The sequence below is a fragment of the Streptomyces sp. NPDC026575 genome (assembly GCF_055567415.1).
On record NZ_JBVHQM010000004.1, the window covers coordinates 137,893 to 152,920 of the forward strand.

A 15,028-nucleotide genomic window follows, 5' to 3' on the forward strand; every position below is an offset into this window, starting at 1 on the left:
CGCCCGGACGGTATCGGGGCATGCGCCTGACCTGCATCTTTAACCCTCTCGAAAGTTTTGGCATCTACGATTCACGGTACATCTAATCCCTGATCTTGTATCTACGGCCTCTGATACTGTGATGACCTCGTAGATAGAGCGATCCCGCTCAGAGGACCTGTGTGTCCCCGTTGCCCCGCGCCCTCGCAGGCGCGCGCGACCGGGAACTGCCATAGGGGGGAGCCCGATGTCTGAACGATGCTGCCAACTGTCAACGAAAGCCGTCGAGGCCGGACCGGACCGGAGGGGCACCGGACTCTGGTACACGCTGGCCGGCCCCTTCGAAGAGCCTGAGCCGCCCCAGGCACTGGACTACACATGCGCCGGCCCCCTCGATGAGGTGCGATAGCGCGCATCGGCGCACCGGACACCTGACAGAACGGACAGCCGCGACATGCACATCGCCAACACCAGTACTGGAATCGGTAGTTCCGATTCCATCGGAGTGTTAGGAACCGGCTCCTATCTGCCGGCCCGCGTCGTCAGCAACGAGCAGGTCGGAGCCCACGCCGGGGTGACGGACGAATGGATCGTGCGCAAGACGGGCATTCGCAGCCGTCGTTACGCCGCCGGCGACGAAGCCACCTCCGACCTGGCCGCGCACGCCGCCCGCGCAGCGCTGGCCGATGCCGGGATCCGCCCCGGCCAGCTCGACTACATCGTCGTCGCCACCTCCAGCCCCGACCACCCGCAGCCCGCCACCGCCGCGATCGTCCAGCACCGCATCGGTGCACACGGCTCCTCTGCCTTCGACGTCAACGCCGTATGCAGCGGCTTCCTGTTCGCGCTGCACACCACCCACGCAATCCTGTCGGGCAAGGGCTACGGCCTGGTCATCGGTGCCGACATCTATTCCCGCATCATCGATCCCACCGATCGCCGCACCGCCATCCTCTTCGGGGACGGCGCCGGCGCCGTCGTGCTCGGCCCCGTCGCCGAGGGGTACGGCCTCGGCCCCGTCTGCCTGGAGACCTTCGGGGAGCTGCACCGCACCATCCGCGTGCCGGCCGGCGGCAGCCGTCTGCCGGTTTCCGCGCAAACCCTCGACAGCGGCGACCAGTTCTTCGCGATGGAGGGCCGGGCCGTCCGTGACTTCGTCACCGAGCATCTGCCGCGATCCGTCAAGCAGGTCCTCGCCGATGCCGGGCTGGCGCCCGAAGCGGTGGACCATTTCGTGCCGCACCAGGCGAACGGCCGGATGCTCGACGACCTCCTGCCCAGCATCGGACTCACCGCCGCCCGCACGCACCTGACCGTCGAGAAGTACGGCAACACCGGCGCGGCCTCCGTCCCCATCACCCTGGACGCCGCCCGCCGCTCCCAGGCGCTCAAGGACGGAGATCTGGTCCTGCTGTCCGCCTTCGGCGGAGGCATGGCCATCGGCAGTGCCCTGCTGCGCTGGGCCTCGCACGACCGTGAAGCGACCAGAGGAACCAAGTGAACCGCACGCCCTCTCCTTCGGAACCGTCCGCTCGCCGCACCAGCAGGCCGGTGCTGATCGTCGGCGCGGGACCCGTCGGGCTCACCGCCGCCACCGAACTGACGCGCCGTGGGGTGGATATCCGCCTCATCGACCGGCTCCCCAAGGCATCCGATCTGTCCAAGGCGCTGCTCGTGTGGCCGCGCACCTTGGAAGTGCTGCGCCGCCTCGTCGACCCCTCGGAGCTGGCGCTCCGCGGTCTCCCCGTCCCGGCCTTCCGCTACTACTCCGAGGGCCGCAGCATCGCCGAGCTGCCACTTGGCGGGCGCACCCAACCGGTCATCCTGCCCCAGCCCGAGATCGAGGACCTTCTCACGGGGGCCTTGCACGCACTCGACGGCCGCATCGAGCGCGAGACGTCCCTTGTCGCCCTGGAGCAGCGCGCCGACCACACCGCCGCCGTGCTCCGCGGCGCCGACGGAGCCGAGCGGCGGGAAGAGTTCGCCTACGTCCTCGGCTGCGACGGCGCCGCCAGCACCGTCCGGGAACTTCTCGGACTCGACTTCCAGGGGCACACCTACCCCCACACCTTCATGCTCGTGGACGCCTACGTCGACGGCCCGCTGGAACTCGACGTCGCGCACTACTTCTGCTCCGCCAAGGGCGTCCTTGTCATCCTCGGGCTCCCCTCCGGGCGCTCCCGTGTCTTCACCTCCGGCCCACCCGGCCTCAAGCCCGAAGACGCCACCCTCGAACTGATGCAGAGCCTCGTCGACGAGCGCGGCCCCGGAGGTCTCAGGCTGCGCGACCCCGACTGGACCAGTACCTTCGCCGTACACGCCCGGCACACCGACAAGTACCGGTCCGGACGCGTCTTCCTCCTGGGCGACGCCGCGCACATCCACAGCCCCGCGGGCGGACAAGGTCTCAACACCGGCATCACCGACGCACAGAACCTCGCCTGGAAGCTCGCCGCCGCATGGCACGGCGAGGCCGGAGACGCATTGCTCGACACCTACGGCGCCGAGCGCACCCAGGTGGCACGCGCCGTGGTCCGCCAGGCCGACGTGCAGACCCGCGCCTGGATGCTGCGCGACCGCCGCCACGTCCTCCTGCGCGACAGCGCCGTCAAACTGGCCTCCAGGATGCGGCTGTTCGGCCTGGACTACACTCCCTGGCTGGCCGGGCTGCGTACGGTCTACGGCGACGGCAAGGAAACCCGCGGCCGTAGCTGGCGGCAATGGGAGAAGCAGTACGTCACCGGTGCGCTGGTACCGGACCGTCTCGTCTGGGACGCGCGTGCCTGCCGCCGACGCCCGCTGCGCGAGGCCCTCACCGACCTGCGGTACACCGCGCTCGTCGACGCCACCCACGGCGGGCCGTCCGCGGCCGAACTGCAGACGGTCGCCGATGCCGTAGGCCGCCACGGGGAGCGGGCCGAGGTGAGGGTGTTGGACAGCGCGGGCATCCTGCACGGCGGACTCGAATCCCTGAGGACCGATCCGGGCGCCGGCCCCGCGCAGCGCACCGCCCCCCGGGTCGCGCTGGTGCGTCCCGATCAACATGTCCAGTTCCACCTGCCACCCCGACAGTTCGGGCGCATCGGCCAGTTGCTCGACAGGGCCCTCGGGAACCCCTGACCCGGCCCGCCCCCTCCCCACGGCACATCCGAGACGACAAGGACAGCGTCATGCGCTTCGACGACCCCGTGTATCTGGCCGCGGCGACCAGCTGGCTGCCGGCTGAGACAGAGACTCTTGGGGAAGCCGCGTCCGCGGGCCGCGCCGACGCCGCGCGGGGCGCGGCCGACGGATACATCGAGCTGCCCGTCAGCCGTTCCCTGTCCGGCCCTGAGATGGCGGTGCGCGCGGCGGGCAAGGCGCTTGCGGAAGCCGGCTGCCCTTCGGAGAGCCTGGCCCTGGTGGCGCATGCCTGGCTCTACCACCAGGGGCACGATTTCTGGTCGCCCGCGCACTACGTGGCGCAGGAGGTGGGTGCGGTCAACGCGCTGCCGCTGGGAATCCAGCAGATGTGCAACGGAGGCGCGGTCGCCATCGAGACCGCGGCCATACGGCTGGTCGCGGACCCGGCGTCCGATCGCGCCCTGGTCACCACCGGCGACCGCTTCCCCGCACCGGGCTTCGACCGTTGGAGCGGCGACTACGGCGTCGCGTACGGCGACGGCGGTACGGCGGTGGTCCTCGACCGCCACTCGGGCCCCTACCGTCTCATGGCTCTGCACACCGTGGCCGCGTCGGAACTGGAGGGCATGCACCGTGGTGACAGCCCGTTCTCCACGGCTCCCCGCGCCCACGGTGAGACCATCGACATCCGCCGGACGAAGCGGGAGTATCTGCGCGCGCGGGGCCGCGACCGGTTCGATACCGTCGCCGGCGCTGGGGTGCGGGACGTGATCGGAGGGGCGCTCGCCGAGGTCGGGCTGGCTCCGGACGACCCGAGGATCAGCCACGTGCTGCTGCCCCGGCTGGGCACCACCGTTCTGGACGCCGCCTATCTGCCGTCGATCTCCGCCATGGGCTTCGACGGCGCCGAGATCCTCAACCTCGGTGCGTCGACCGGGCACTTGGGCGCGGGGGACGCGGCCGCCGGGCTCGCCGAGCTGCAATCCCGCCGCCTGCTGGAACCGGGACACCTCGCCGTGATCCTGAGCGGCGGGGGCGGGTTTACGTGGAGCGCCCTGATCGTGGAGGCTGTGTGACCATGGATCTCCCCACCACTTCCTTCCTCGCGCACGGCACGACCTTGATGCTGGTGGACATCCAGAGATGGATCGTCGACCGGCCCGCCGCCCCGTACAGCGGGCCCCAGGTCGTGGCGTCGGCGGCGAGGCTCAAGGAGCTCTTCGACTCGGCCGGCCTGCCGGTGGTACTCGTACGGTACGCGCGCATCGACCGCAGCGACGGCGGCCCCGACGCCCCCATGAACCACTTCCCCGAGGGGGTCGGCGCCACATCGGGCAACGTGGTGGTGACGAAGTACGGCATCGATGCCTTCCAGGGCACGGAACTTGCGGCGCAGCTCAGCCGGTTGGGCACCACCTCGCTGGTGGCGGCGGGCATCACCACGGAGTTCGGGGTGCTGGAGACGGTGCGCACGGCCGTGCGGCTCGGCTACCCGACCACGGTCGTGGAGGACGCCATGACGGCCTTCTCGACGCACAACCATGAACTCGCCCTGAAGGAGTACGAGGACCTGGGAGTCGGTGTGGTGCGCGCGGCGGACGTCCTCCGTGCGCACCGTCCGGGTCACTGAAGCTCGGGCCTACCGCCGCGGGCCCGGTGTGCCCGGACCACTCGGGGCCCCCGTCCGCTTGGTCGGCCGGGCTGTCCAGGACAGCAGGAGCCGCAGGGCGTCCTCGGAAGGGCTGCCGGCCGAGGGGGCATACGTGATAAGGGCCTGGTCGGGGTCGTCGGCCGGCCGCAGCGTGTCGTAGGCCAGCTCCAAGGAGCCCACGACAGGGTGGTGGAAGCGCTTGGTCCCGGAGGTCTTGTCCCTCACCGGGTGCTCCGCCCACCAGCGGCGGAACTCCTCGCTCTTCACGGCGAGTTCGCCGATCAGCGATGCCAGCTCCGGCTCGTCGGGGTAGCGGCCGGCCTCCATGCGCAGGTAGGCGACGTTCTCGCGCGCGCATTCGCACCAGTCCGCGTAGAGGGTACGGGAGCACTCGCCGAGGAAGGTGATCCTGGCCAGGTTGCGGGCTGCGGGGTCCATGGCCCCGAAGTCGCCCAGCAGCGCGGCGGCGGCGCGGTTCCAGGCCAGGATGTCCATGCGCCGCCCCATGATGAGCGAGGGCTGCCCCTCCAGGGAATCGAGCAAGGTCGCCAGCATCGGCCGGACCGCCTGTGGCCGCGCGGTGCGGCCCGTCGCCCGGGACCGGGCGGTCCGGGGCCGGGCGATGCGGTGGAGATGGCGGGTCTCCTCCTCGTCCAGCCGCAGTGCTCGGGCCAGGGAGTTGAGCACCTCGGGCGACGCGTTGCGCACCCGGCCCTGCTCCATGCGCGTGTAGTAGTCGATGCTGATGCCCGAGAGCTCCGCGACCTCCTCACGACGGAGGCCGGCGACACGGCGTAAGCCGCCCGGCGCCAGCAGCCCGACGTCCTGGGGCTGCAACCGGGCACGCCGGGCACGAAGGAAATCTCGCAGATCAACCGATGCGTTCATACCCTCGATTCTCATCGAGGCAACGGCGTTGGAGCCTGGCCCTGTGAGGGCCAGGCTCCAACGCCGAACCTCCTGGCGTTCCGGACGGGGGCGCGGGAACGTCAGGAGGGGACCTTCATCACCAGGCCGCCGTCGACGGCGATGTCCTGCCCGGTGATGTACGACGCACGCTCGGAGAGCAGGAACACGACTGCCTCGGCCACGTCCTCGGACTGCCCGACGCGCTGGAGCGGCGGCCCCACCCGGGTGGCCTCACGGCCTGCGTCATCGGTGATGACCTCGTCGTACATCTCGGTGTGGATGTAGCCGGGGCTGACCGAGTTGACGCGGATGTTCTTCCCGGCGAGGTTGGCGCCCAGGGAGCGGGCGAAGTTGTGCACGGCCGCCTTGGTCGCGGCGTAGACGACGGCGCCGACGCCGCGGTGCAGGGTCCAGGAGGCGCTGATCACCACGGAGCTGCCCGCGCCGGACTCCAGCAGGGGCAGGGCCTTTTGGACCGTGAAGAACACGCCCTTGAAGTTGACGTCGACGAGCTGGTCGAAGTCCTTCTCGGTGGTCTCCTCCACAGACCTGAAGACGCCGACGCCGGCGTTGGCGAACAGGCCGTCGAGGCGGCCGTAGCGCTCCTTGACCTTCGCCATCAGGGAGTCGGTGTCGGTGAGACTGGCGGCGTCGGACCGCACCGTGAGCAGCCGCTCGCCGGAGTCCGAGACGTCCGCCAGGCGCTCGGCGGCCCGCTGCAGCCGGGCCTCGTCGCGGCCGGTGATGACGACGTGGGCGCCGTCCGCGAGCAGCTGTCGGGCTGTGGCGAAGCCCATGCCGCTCGTACCGCCGGTGATCAGGATGACGCGGCCGGCGTGTCCGGCGGGGGCAGTGGTGCTCTCGTTCATGACCACCACTCTGCCGACGGGCGCGGACCCCTTCCAGGCCCTGCCCGTCCCTGGGACGGCCAGGGCCACCCAGGCCGGACCAACAGGGGCACGGAGGTGCCGTCCTTGGGGCCGTGGGTGCGCTCGGCCGAACGCGCGGTCGTCAGCCGCCGATGTGCCAGCTGACCGTGCCGTCGAGGGTGACGAGGAGGGCGAGCAGGAGCAGGTCGGCGGCGCCGAGGGCGAGGCCCAGGAGGGCGCGGCCGCGGCGGGTGGTGCCGCGGGCCAGGGCCAGGCCGCCGAGGATCAGGGCGCAGGGGCCGAGGACGAGGTTGAGGACCAGGGTGCCGAGCAGCCCGAGGACGAAGGAGGCCACGGCCATGCCGTCGGCGTGCGCGGGCGAACGCTCCGACCGGCGGGCGGACTTGGCCGCGGCGGTCGAGGTGGCTTGGGTGAGCGCGGTCATCGTGCGGTCACCTCGGCCCGGTGGCGGCGCTCGCGCACGGAGAAGACGAGCAGCCAGCCGGCGATGACGGCGGCCGCGACGAGGGTGACGGGGAGGGGGAGGTGTGCCGCGGTGCCCAGCGCGATCCCCATCAGGAGGAGGGCAGCGACGAGGAAGAGCATGATCCGCCTTTCCGATTCGGAGGACAGTTGTTCACTCAGTGACTCCAGCATACGACTTCCCACGAGTGGAGAAGTTCGGAGAACGGTTGTTTACTGGATGACATGAGTCACACCCTTGGAGTCCGGCAGGCCCAGAAACAGAAGACCCGCCAGGCGCTGCTCGATGCGGCGCTCGGCCTGCTGGAGGAGCAGAGCCTGAGCAGCCTGGGGCTGCGCGAGGTGACGCGGGTGGTGGGCATCGCGCCGACCGCGTTCTACCGGCACTTCCGGGACCTGGGCGAACTGGGCGTCGCGCTGGTCGAGGAGGCGCTGGGCAGTCTGCACGCGATGGTGCGGGCGATCCTCGCCGAGCAGGACGGGGCCGAGGAGCGGATCGACCGCACGGTCGCGGTCGTCGAGCAGCATGTGCGCCGATACCCGCTGCACATCCGGTTCGTGGCGCGGGAGCGGCACGGGGGCGTACGGGCCGTGCGGCAGGCCATCGCGGGCGAGTTGGACCGGTTCGCGCAGGAGGTCGCCGCGGCCCTGAAGTCCCAGCCGGTGTCGGAGGGCTGGCGCGACGACGAGGTGCGGATGCTGGCCGAGCTGTATGTGGACCGGCTGGTGACCACGGCCGCGGCGCTGCTCGACGCCGAGGAGGACGGGACCGAGGGCGCGGCCGAACGGGTGGTGCGCACGGCCCGTCGGCAGCTGCGGCTGATCAGCATCGGCCGGCGGCACTGGCGGGAGGAGGGCGGGGAGTAGGGGGAGGGGGCTCCCCGAGGGGCGGCGGGCCCGGCGGTCCCGGCGGTGGTGGTCGTGGAGGGGGCGCCAGGTGTCAGGCGCGGGCCGGGGTCACGCGTACGCGGTAGGTGCCGTCGGGGTTTTCGGTGAGGACGGTGACCGAGGTGCCGCTGGCGTGGTCGGTGTAGGTGCTGCCGGGGCGGAAGGCGGCGTCGCTGAGTTCGGAGTCGACGTACTTGTCCGTCCGGTAGCAGCCGCCGCTGCGCGGGGTGGCGTCCACGACGCGGAGCGGGCCGCGGCCCGAGGGGACGTCGGTGGCGACGCGGTAGACCAGGACGCCGGGCCGGCAGACCGCGGGTTCGAGCAGCCCGCGGGCGCGGGCCTCGACGACCAGCGCGGTGTGCGGCGAGGTCGGGATGACGACGATCTTGGTGCCGCCGGGGACGGAGACCGGCGTGAGGGTGTGCTCGGCGGGCGTCCCGCGGGGCGGTGCGCAGTGCACCTGGTCGGCGGAGAGCCAGCCCAGCTTCCACTTGTGCCAGCCGGCGAAGTCGTTGCTCGGCCCCCAGTCCTCGTCCATCGGGTCCCAGTGGCCCGCGGGGGGCGGGGCGCGGCGCGCGTCGTCGTAGTAGAGGTCCGGCAGGCCGAAGCTGTGCGCGTTCTCGTGGTTGAGGACGCGATAGGCGCTCGCCCCGATCTGCCGGCTCCAGATGAACGACACGTTCCGGAACGGCACCCCGTCGGCCGTCCGCATCCCCATGTCGCCGCCGCTGAAGGTGACCGAGAGGACCGTACGGGTCGCGGGCGGGCCCGCGTTGGGCGTGGCGAGGATGTTGACGATGTCGTAGTCGTGGAAGTCGACGATCCGGTCGACGGCGCGGACCACCTCCTGGGCCAGGGCGTGATAGCCGCCGTCCGAGGCCGGGTCGAAGCTGGCGCCGCGCTGGATGCCGTACGCCGCGACCGGCCGCGACATCCGGATCCAGCGGAAGAGGGGGATGGGCAGATAGCTCAGCCGGCCGTACGAGCTGGTCCGGAAGTAGTCCGTCGCGGCCGGGAAGAACTCGGCGAAGCGGGCGTGCGGCGATATCGGGGCGTGGGCGTCGGGGAAGTCGATGAACAGGGTCAGTGCCCGTACGACGCCGGACGAGCGGGCGAAGCCGGCGGGGGTGTCGGCGGATTCGGCGACGTCGTCGGCGATGCCGCGCAGCGCGCAGGGACCGCTCGGGGGGACGCCCGGCCCCGGAGGTATGGCCACGGCGCTGGGGGGCGAGCCCAGCGTGACGGCCGCGGTCGCGGAGGCCGCGCCGGCGGCGAGCACCGCGGATATCTTGCGCCTCATAACGATCACCTTGGATCGCCGGGCGATCCCCCGCGCGCGCAGTTGCGTCAACTGGAGTCACCGCGCCCTCCGGAGACGGTAGACCCGGGGGGCTGTGCGGCAGGTCACATCGGGGCGTGAAATATCCGGGGACGCTCTCCCCGTTTAACCAGGCGTCCGACCGAAACGGGGAGCCGCTCCCCGCTTCGCCCACCGGAGTCCGGACCCCGACCACCGAAAGGAGTGAGCCGCATGACCGCCGTCGCACACTGCGCGCAGACCGGGAAGCAGGGGCCCTCGCCCCGCCTGCGGGCCGATGCCCTGCGAAACCGGGAGCGGATCATCGCGGCCGCTCGCGAGATGGTGATGGAGTTCGGGGCCGAGGTCCCGCTCGATGAAATCGCTCGACGCGCGGGTGTCGGCAATGCGACGCTCTACCGTCACTTCACGGATCGACTGGAGTTGATCCACCACGTCACGCTCTCCGTCATGTCCCGTACGGCCGACCGCGCGGAGAGTGCCCTTGCCGAGGAGCCCGATGCCTTCCAAGCGCTGAGGCGCTTCGTCCACGACGCGGTGGAGGAGCGGATCGGGGCCCTGTGCCCGATGCTCTCCGACAGCATCGATCGTGACCACCCCGATCTGCTCGCGGCGCGCGAACGCCTGGAGGCGGCCATCGAGGCCGTCATGGGCGCCGCGCGCGACAGCGGCCGGCTGCGTTCCGACATCGCCGTCGGTGACCTGATGGTCGCGCTCACCCAGCTCACCCGGCCGTTGCCGGGCAGTGGCTGTATGGACTTCGACAGGTTCGTGCACCGGCATCTGCAGCTGTTCCTGGACGGCCTGCAGGCGCCCGCCCGCTCCGAACTGCCCGGGTCCGCCGCCACCTTCGAAGACCTCAGGCGCCGCGGGTAACCGGACCGGCCGCCGGCCCAGGTCTGACACGCCCCGCACACGCCACCCCCCCACACACGCCATACCTCACACTCGTCTCACCCGTCCCGACTTGTCGTTCTTACGGGGCCCGAGCGTCTCGCGCGTTCGTCCCTTCCCTCCTTCGCTCCTGTTCGCTCACGCCCCGTCCGCTCACCGCACCACTAGGTGGATCCCGCCATGCCTGAAACCGTCCCGTCCGTCGATCCCCGGCGCTGGAAAGCGCTGATATTCATCGCTCTCGCCCAGCTGATGGTCGTCCTCGACGCGACCATCGTGAACATCGCGCTGCCCTCCGCCCAGGAGGACCTCGGTATCACCGACGCCAACCGGCAGTGGGTGATCACCGCCTACGCGCTGGCCTTCGGCGGTCTGCTGCTCTTCGGCGGCCGCGTCGCCGACCTGTGGGGACGCAAGCGGACCTTCATCATCGGGCTGATCGGATTCGCGGCCGCCTCCGCGCTCGGCGGGGCCGCGGCCGACCAGGGGATGCTGCTGGGCGCCCGCGCGCTGCAGGGTGTCTTCGGTGCGCTGCTGGCACCGGCCGCGCTGTCCCTGCTCGCGGTGACGTTCACCGAGGCCAAGGAGCGCGCCAAGGCGTTCGGCATCTTCGGCGCGATCGCCGGTGGCGGCGGCGCCGTGGGCCTGATCCTCGGCGGTGTGCTGACCGAGTACATGAACTGGCGCTGGACCTTCTTCGTCAACATCCCCTTCGCCGTGGTCGCCGCGACCGGCGCCTTCCTGGTCATCCGTGAGCCCGCGGACGGCCGCAACCCCTCCCGGCTGGACGTCCCCGGCGTCATCCTGGCCACGCTGGGCCTGGTCTCGCTGGTCTACGGGTTCACCCGCGCCGAGTCCGACGGCTGGCTGGCGACCCCGACCCTGGGCCTGTTCGCCGCGGCCGCCGTGCTGCTGCTGGCGTTCGTGCTGGTCGAGTCCAGGGTGAAGGCCCCGCTGCTGCCGCTGCGGGTGGTCGCCGAGCGCAACCGCGCCGGGGTCTACGCCTCGCTGGGCCTCGCCGTGATCGGCATGTTCGGCCTCTTCCTCTTCCTGACCTACTACCTGCAGATCGTGAAGGGGTACACGCCGGTCGTGACCGGCCTGGCCTTCCTCCCGATGATCGTCGGCATGATCACCGGCTCGACGCAGATCGGCGCCCGGCTGATGAACCGGGTCCGTCCGCGGCTGCTGATGGCGCCCGGATTCACCGTGGCCGCGGCCGGCATGCTGGTGCTGACCCAGATCGACCTGGACACGTCCTACCCGGCGCTGATCCTGCCCGGCTTCCTGCTGATGGGCCTCGGCATGGGTACGGCGTTCATGCCGGCGATGTCCCTGGCCACGCACGGGGTCCAGGCGCGCGACGCCGGTGTCGCCTCGGCGATGGTCAACACCTCGCAGCAGGTGGGCGGCGCGATCGGTACGGCGCTGCTGAACACCATCGCCGCCAGCGCCACCAGCGCGTACGCCACCTCGCACGCGGCCGGTGCGCGCTCGGCCGACCTGCTCAAGCTCCAGTCGATGGTGCACGGCTACACCAGCGCCATCTGGTGGGCGGTGGGCATCCTGCTCCTGGCCGGGGTGATCGCCTTCACCTTCATCAACACCGGGCGGCCGGGCGCCGGTTCGCCGGTGGCCTCGTCCGAGGACGGTGCGGGCAGGGCCGCGGCCGAGGACGAGGTGCCGGTTCCGGTGCTGGCGCACTGAGCCCGGCGCGCTGAGCCGACCCGGACAGCGGCGCACTGGGCCGACCCGCAGGCGCCGGCCTCTTCCGGTTCCCCTGATACGTCAGCGGAGCCAGGGGAGGTCGGCGCCTTGCGGCTGCAGTCCCTCGGTCATCACCTGGCATATCTCGGCGAGTTGGCGGACCTGCTCCGGGGAGAGCCGGTCGAAGATCGCGGATCGGACGGCGGCGACATGGCCGGGGGCGGCCTTCTCCAGCACCCGCATCCCCTCGTCCGTGAGGTAGGCGTTCTGCCCCCGCTTGTCGGAGGGGCAGTTCTCGCGGCGCACCCAGCCGTTCTTCTCCAGGCGGGCGACCGCGTGGGAGAGCCGGGAGCGGGTGATCTTGGCGTTCTGGGCCAGCTCGGTCATCCGCAGCCGGCGCCGCGGGGCCCGGGACAGCTGGACGAGCAGGCCGTAGTAGACATGCGGCATCCCGGCGTCGCGCTGCAGCTGACGATCGAGGTGGTCCTCAAGGAGCGTCGTGGCGTGGAGGTAGCACTGCCAGGCGTATTGCTCCTCGTCGGTGAGCCAGCGCGGCTCGGCTGCGGGTTCGGTGCTCATAGCATCCACTCTCTCACCGCTCAGAGAGTTCTTTAAGTTTTAACAACGTCGGGTTAGGCTGGATTCCTACGCTTGAACGTTCAAGTACTGCGGAGTGCGGTGGCTGAATGTTTCCGGTGTGCCGATACCGCCCAGTGTGACGCCGCGGAGTCGATATGTCGCCCATGCGACGAGCGCTGCGCGCCGGCGGCCGGGTCGGGGCGGCGGTCCCCCCTGACCTGTTGTCAGGGGGGACCGCCGCCTACCCGTCTCCCGTCGGCGCGTCAGCCGAACGCGGTGGAGCGATGCCGGCCGTGCGGCTCGCGGGTGCGGTGGGTGCGGAAGACATAGAGCGAGACGACGAACATGATCAGGCCCATGACGAGCCCGAAGGCGCACGACTTGAGGATCGTCTCCCCGCCGAGGCTGTAGTTCCAGCCCACCGCCGCGCCGAAGAGCGCGCCGTAGCCGAGCGCCCGGGTCTCGGTGAGCAGGGACGACTGGTAGTGGACCAGGAGGAGTCCCAGCGCGCCGGTGACGATTGCCGCGGCCACCCCGTACAGCAGCGCGGGGCCGCCCTTGGTGCCGGCGGTGTGGGTGCGGAAGATCGTGAAGCAGCCGAAGGCGAGCGCCGCGATGATCGGCAGCGAAACGGTCGCCGGAACGCGCTCGGCCATGGCCGCCAGCCGTGAGGGCTGCTGCGGGGTCCGGCCGCCGGTGCCGGCCGTCGCGCCGTGTTCGAGCTCGACGCTGCCGTGTGAGCGGGCGGCCCTCGCGCCGTGCCGCTGAGCGTGCTGGTCCATGGCGGGCTCCTCTCGATCGCCCCTGCGCCCGGTGTCCTGCTGCTCCCGTGCCTTCTGTCCAGGCGACACCCGGGGGTCGCTTCCGTCAACTGGATCAGCTCGCTGGGCCGGCCCGGATCGGCGGGCGGCGCGCCGTCCCTCGCCTGCTGGGCAACCAGAACGCGGTGCGGCTCGTCTTGAAGGGTGGAAGAGCGATGCACGAACGGCGCCGGTAGGGAGTGAAGGACGCTACGCCGAACGTGATGCACCTCTCACGAATGTGGCCCCGATAAAGATCCACAAGGGGTGGGGGATCCGCTTCCGCGTCCGCTCTGACCTGCACTTCCCTCTGTTGGTGCAGCGTAGGACCCCCCTGTGCGGGGCGCAGGGTACTGCATGATCAGAAAAATAGAAGCGCGGCGTGGGAATTCTGTCCGGATTCCAGCCGTTGTTTCCTTCGGACGGGCCACCCGGCAAGCATCGCAGTGGGTGCAGCGCCAATCGGCCCGCCCTATCGTCCCGCGACCTTCCCCAAGCTCTCGGCTTCGCTCGGGCAGGGGATACCCCAACATCGCAAAGGGAGCACACGCATGGCAACCCGTGCCGTCGCCCGTCGTCAGGAAAGCAGCAGCGATTCTGACGGGGCCCACAGTGTTCGCGCCGTAGGCGGGGAGATCGCCGACCGCGACCTGGTCGGCATGTACCTCGACGAGATCGCGCGTACACCCCTGCTCGACGCCGCCAAGGAGGTCGAGCTGTCCCAGACCATCGAGGCGGGCGTCTACGCCCAGCAGATCCTGGACGGCGAGATCACCGACGGCAATGCAGCGGGTGCCGGCCGCGAGGAGCTTGAGGCGCTGGCCGAAGAGGGGGCCAAGGCCAAGGACGTCTTCATCCGCTCCAACCTCCGGCTGGTCGTCGCCGTGGCGCGACGATACCCGCGTGCGGGGCTGCCGCTGCTGGATCTGATCCAGGAGGGCAACGCCGGCCTGGTACGTGCCGTGGAGAAGTTCGACTACGCCAAGGGCTTCAAGTTCTCCACGTACGCGACGTGGTGGATCCGCCAGGCCATCACCCGCTCCATCGCCGACCAGTCGCGCACGATCCGGCTGCCCGTGCACCTCGTCGAGGAGCTGGGCAGGATCCGCCGGGTGCAGCGCGAGTTCAACCGCGAGAACGGCCGCGACCCGGAGCCGGCGGAGGTCGCCGGCGAGCTGGGCTCCACGCCCGCCCGCGTCACCGACGTGCTGGACTGGGCGCGCGATCCGGTCAGCCTCAACATGTCGGTGGACGACGACGGCGACACCCAGTTCGGCGATCTGCTGGAGGACACCTCCGCCGCCTCGCCCGAGCAGTCGGTGCTGACGCTGCTGCGCAGCGAGGAGCTGGAGGATCTGATCGACCGCCTCGACCACCGCACCGCCTCGATCATCAAGGCGCGCTACGGCATCGAGGACGGCCGCGAGCGCACGCTGACCGAGGTCGGCAAGCAGCACGGTCTGACCCGCGAGCGGATCCGGCAGATCGAGAAGCATGCGCTGCTGGAGCTGAAGCGGATGGCGCGCGACACGGGATTCGACGCGGCCGCGTAGGACTCTCCCGCGGAGGACGCGTACTCCCGGCGGAGGACGCGTAGGACCCCCTTCCGATCAGGACGAGCCCCGATGCCAGGTGGTCTGGCGTCGGGGCTCTCTTGTGCCCGGGGGCGCGCCCGGCCCGGTGTCCGGCGGCCTGACGCCCGCCCCACCCGCCGCCCGTAGCTCGCTCCATGCCCCTGCGGTGTCCGTTTGAGTCCACGTCAAGTCCGAATCCATTTACTTCTTGGAGATCCCGGCGTAGAGTCGCGGCAAAACCACAGGTTCGGGCA

The 15,028-nt window shown here is 70.8% G+C and carries 15 protein-coding genes; 8 read left to right on the forward strand and 7 right to left on the reverse strand.

What is annotated here, in order from left to right; genetic code table 11:
* Positions 1 to 433: 433 nt before the first annotated feature.
* From ACZ4NB_RS06795 to ACZ4NB_RS06810, 4 genes are read left to right on the forward strand one after another with little or no spacing between them, the layout of a single operon-like run.
* Positions 434 to 1,480 carry a 3-oxoacyl-ACP synthase III family protein gene (locus ACZ4NB_RS06795; RefSeq protein ID WP_467658835.1) on the forward strand — a complete coding sequence of 349 codons (1,047 nt, stop codon included), beginning with the start codon at positions 434 to 436 and terminating at the stop codon, positions 1,478 to 1,480.
* Positions 1,477 to 3,099: an FAD-dependent monooxygenase gene (locus tag ACZ4NB_RS06800; RefSeq protein WP_467658837.1), complete on the forward strand. Its 1,623-nt coding sequence runs from the start codon at positions 1,477 to 1,479 to the stop codon at positions 3,097 to 3,099. The genes ACZ4NB_RS06795 and ACZ4NB_RS06800 overlap by 4 nt, the downstream gene beginning before the upstream one ends.
* A 50-nt stretch (positions 3,100 to 3,149) precedes the next feature.
* Positions 3,150 to 4,178, forward strand: coding sequence for a 3-oxoacyl-[acyl-carrier-protein] synthase III C-terminal domain-containing protein (locus ACZ4NB_RS06805; RefSeq protein WP_467658839.1), 1,029 nt, complete (start codon positions 3,150 to 3,152; stop codon positions 4,176 to 4,178).
* 2 nt (positions 4,179 to 4,180) lie between these two features.
* Positions 4,181 to 4,732, forward strand: coding sequence for a cysteine hydrolase family protein (locus tag ACZ4NB_RS06810; RefSeq protein WP_467659176.1), 552 nt, complete (start codon positions 4,181 to 4,183; stop codon positions 4,730 to 4,732).
* Positions 4,733 to 4,741: 9 nt separating this feature from the next.
* Here ACZ4NB_RS06810 and ACZ4NB_RS06815 read toward each other — a convergent pair whose 3' ends face one another.
* The 4 genes from ACZ4NB_RS06815 to ACZ4NB_RS06830 form a co-directional block, all read right to left on the reverse strand.
* Positions 4,742 to 5,641 (reverse strand): helix-turn-helix transcriptional regulator, encoded by a 900-nt coding sequence (locus tag ACZ4NB_RS06815; protein WP_467658841.1) that lies wholly within the window; start codon positions 5,639 to 5,641, stop codon positions 4,742 to 4,744.
* Between the two features lie 101 nt (positions 5,642 to 5,742).
* Complete coding sequence (locus ACZ4NB_RS06820) at positions 5,743 to 6,531, reverse strand: SDR family NAD(P)-dependent oxidoreductase (protein WP_467658843.1); 789 nt, start codon at positions 6,529 to 6,531, stop codon at positions 5,743 to 5,745.
* A 142-nt stretch (positions 6,532 to 6,673) separates the two neighbouring features.
* On the reverse strand, positions 6,674 to 6,976 hold the full coding sequence (locus ACZ4NB_RS06825) for a hypothetical protein (RefSeq protein WP_467658845.1): 303 nt from the start codon (positions 6,974 to 6,976) through the stop codon (positions 6,674 to 6,676).
* A complete protein-coding gene (locus tag ACZ4NB_RS06830) occupies positions 6,973 to 7,188 on the reverse strand; it encodes a hypothetical protein (RefSeq protein ID WP_467659200.1) in 216 nt (71 codons plus the stop codon). The genes ACZ4NB_RS06825 and ACZ4NB_RS06830 overlap by 4 nt, the downstream gene beginning before the upstream one ends.
* A 51-nt stretch (positions 7,189 to 7,239) precedes the next feature.
* On the opposite strand from ACZ4NB_RS06830, the gene ACZ4NB_RS06835 reads away from it, so the two are divergent.
* Entirely contained in the window at positions 7,240 to 7,881 is a 642-nt protein-coding gene (locus tag ACZ4NB_RS06835) for a TetR family transcriptional regulator (RefSeq protein WP_467658847.1), read from the forward strand.
* A 73-nt stretch (positions 7,882 to 7,954) separates the two neighbouring features.
* Here ACZ4NB_RS06835 and ACZ4NB_RS06840 read toward each other — a convergent pair whose 3' ends face one another.
* Positions 7,955 to 9,202 (reverse strand): M6 family metalloprotease domain-containing protein, encoded by a 1,248-nt coding sequence (locus ACZ4NB_RS06840; protein WP_467658848.1) that lies wholly within the window; start codon positions 9,200 to 9,202, stop codon positions 7,955 to 7,957.
* Positions 9,203 to 9,433: 231 nt separating this feature from the next.
* On the opposite strand from ACZ4NB_RS06840, the gene ACZ4NB_RS06845 reads away from it, so the two are divergent.
* Both ACZ4NB_RS06845 and ACZ4NB_RS06850 read left to right on the forward strand, forming a co-directional pair.
* Positions 9,434 to 10,096 (forward strand): TetR/AcrR family transcriptional regulator, encoded by a 663-nt coding sequence (locus ACZ4NB_RS06845; protein WP_467658850.1) that lies wholly within the window; start codon positions 9,434 to 9,436, stop codon positions 10,094 to 10,096.
* 198 nt (positions 10,097 to 10,294) lie between these two features.
* On the forward strand, positions 10,295 to 11,821 hold the full coding sequence (locus ACZ4NB_RS06850; RefSeq protein WP_467658851.1) for an MFS transporter: 1,527 nt from the start codon (positions 10,295 to 10,297) through the stop codon (positions 11,819 to 11,821).
* A gap of 81 nt (positions 11,822 to 11,902) precedes the next feature.
* On the opposite strand, the gene ACZ4NB_RS06855 is transcribed toward ACZ4NB_RS06850, so the two are convergent.
* Both ACZ4NB_RS06855 and ACZ4NB_RS06860 read right to left on the reverse strand, forming a co-directional pair.
* A complete protein-coding gene (locus ACZ4NB_RS06855; protein WP_467658852.1) occupies positions 11,903 to 12,400 on the reverse strand; it encodes a MarR family winged helix-turn-helix transcriptional regulator in 498 nt (165 codons plus the stop codon).
* Positions 12,401 to 12,663: 263 nt separating this feature from the next.
* Entirely contained in the window at positions 12,664 to 13,182 is a 519-nt protein-coding gene (locus tag ACZ4NB_RS06860) for a hypothetical protein (protein WP_467658854.1), read from the reverse strand.
* 569 nt (positions 13,183 to 13,751) lie between these two features.
* Between ACZ4NB_RS06860 and ACZ4NB_RS06865 the strand changes: the two genes are divergently transcribed.
* Positions 13,752 to 14,753 carry a sigma-70 family RNA polymerase sigma factor gene (locus tag ACZ4NB_RS06865; protein ID WP_467658856.1) on the forward strand — a complete coding sequence of 334 codons (1,002 nt, stop codon included), beginning with the start codon at positions 13,752 to 13,754 and terminating at the stop codon, positions 14,751 to 14,753.
* Positions 14,754 to 15,028: the final 275 nt, after the last annotated feature.

Bases quoted from the DNA above. Each gene is read 5' to 3' on its own strand.
- ACZ4NB_RS06855 (WP_467658852.1), bottom strand. From the start codon at position 12,400: ATGAGCACCGAACCCGCAGCCGAGCCGCGCTGGCTCACCGACGAGGAG.
- ACZ4NB_RS06860 (WP_467658854.1), bottom strand. From the start codon at position 13,182: ATGGACCAGCACGCTCAGCGGCACGGCGCGAGGGCCGCCCGCTCACAC.
- ACZ4NB_RS06840 (WP_467658848.1), bottom strand. From the start codon at position 9,202: ATGAGGCGCAAGATATCCGCGGTGCTCGCCGCCGGCGCGGCCTCCGCG.
- ACZ4NB_RS06810 (WP_467659176.1), top strand. From the start codon at position 4,181: ATGGATCTCCCCACCACTTCCTTCCTCGCGCACGGCACGACCTTGATG.
- ACZ4NB_RS06795 (WP_467658835.1), top strand. From the start codon at position 434: ATGCACATCGCCAACACCAGTACTGGAATCGGTAGTTCCGATTCCATC.
- ACZ4NB_RS06820 (WP_467658843.1), bottom strand. From the start codon at position 6,531: ATGAACGAGAGCACCACTGCCCCCGCCGGACACGCCGGCCGCGTCATC.
- ACZ4NB_RS06830 (WP_467659200.1), bottom strand. From the start codon at position 7,188: ATGCTGGAGTCACTGAGTGAACAACTGTCCTCCGAATCGGAAAGGCGG.
- ACZ4NB_RS06825 (WP_467658845.1), bottom strand. From the start codon at position 6,976: ATGACCGCGCTCACCCAAGCCACCTCGACCGCCGCGGCCAAGTCCGCC.
- ACZ4NB_RS06865 (WP_467658856.1), top strand. From the start codon at position 13,752: ATGGCAACCCGTGCCGTCGCCCGTCGTCAGGAAAGCAGCAGCGATTCT.
- ACZ4NB_RS06845 (WP_467658850.1), top strand. From the start codon at position 9,434: ATGACCGCCGTCGCACACTGCGCGCAGACCGGGAAGCAGGGGCCCTCG.
- ACZ4NB_RS06850 (WP_467658851.1), top strand. From the start codon at position 10,295: ATGCCTGAAACCGTCCCGTCCGTCGATCCCCGGCGCTGGAAAGCGCTG.
- ACZ4NB_RS06815 (WP_467658841.1), bottom strand. From the start codon at position 5,641: ATGAACGCATCGGTTGATCTGCGAGATTTCCTTCGTGCCCGGCGTGCC.
- ACZ4NB_RS06805 (WP_467658839.1), top strand. From the start codon at position 3,150: ATGCGCTTCGACGACCCCGTGTATCTGGCCGCGGCGACCAGCTGGCTG.
- ACZ4NB_RS06835 (WP_467658847.1), top strand. From the start codon at position 7,240: ATGAGTCACACCCTTGGAGTCCGGCAGGCCCAGAAACAGAAGACCCGC.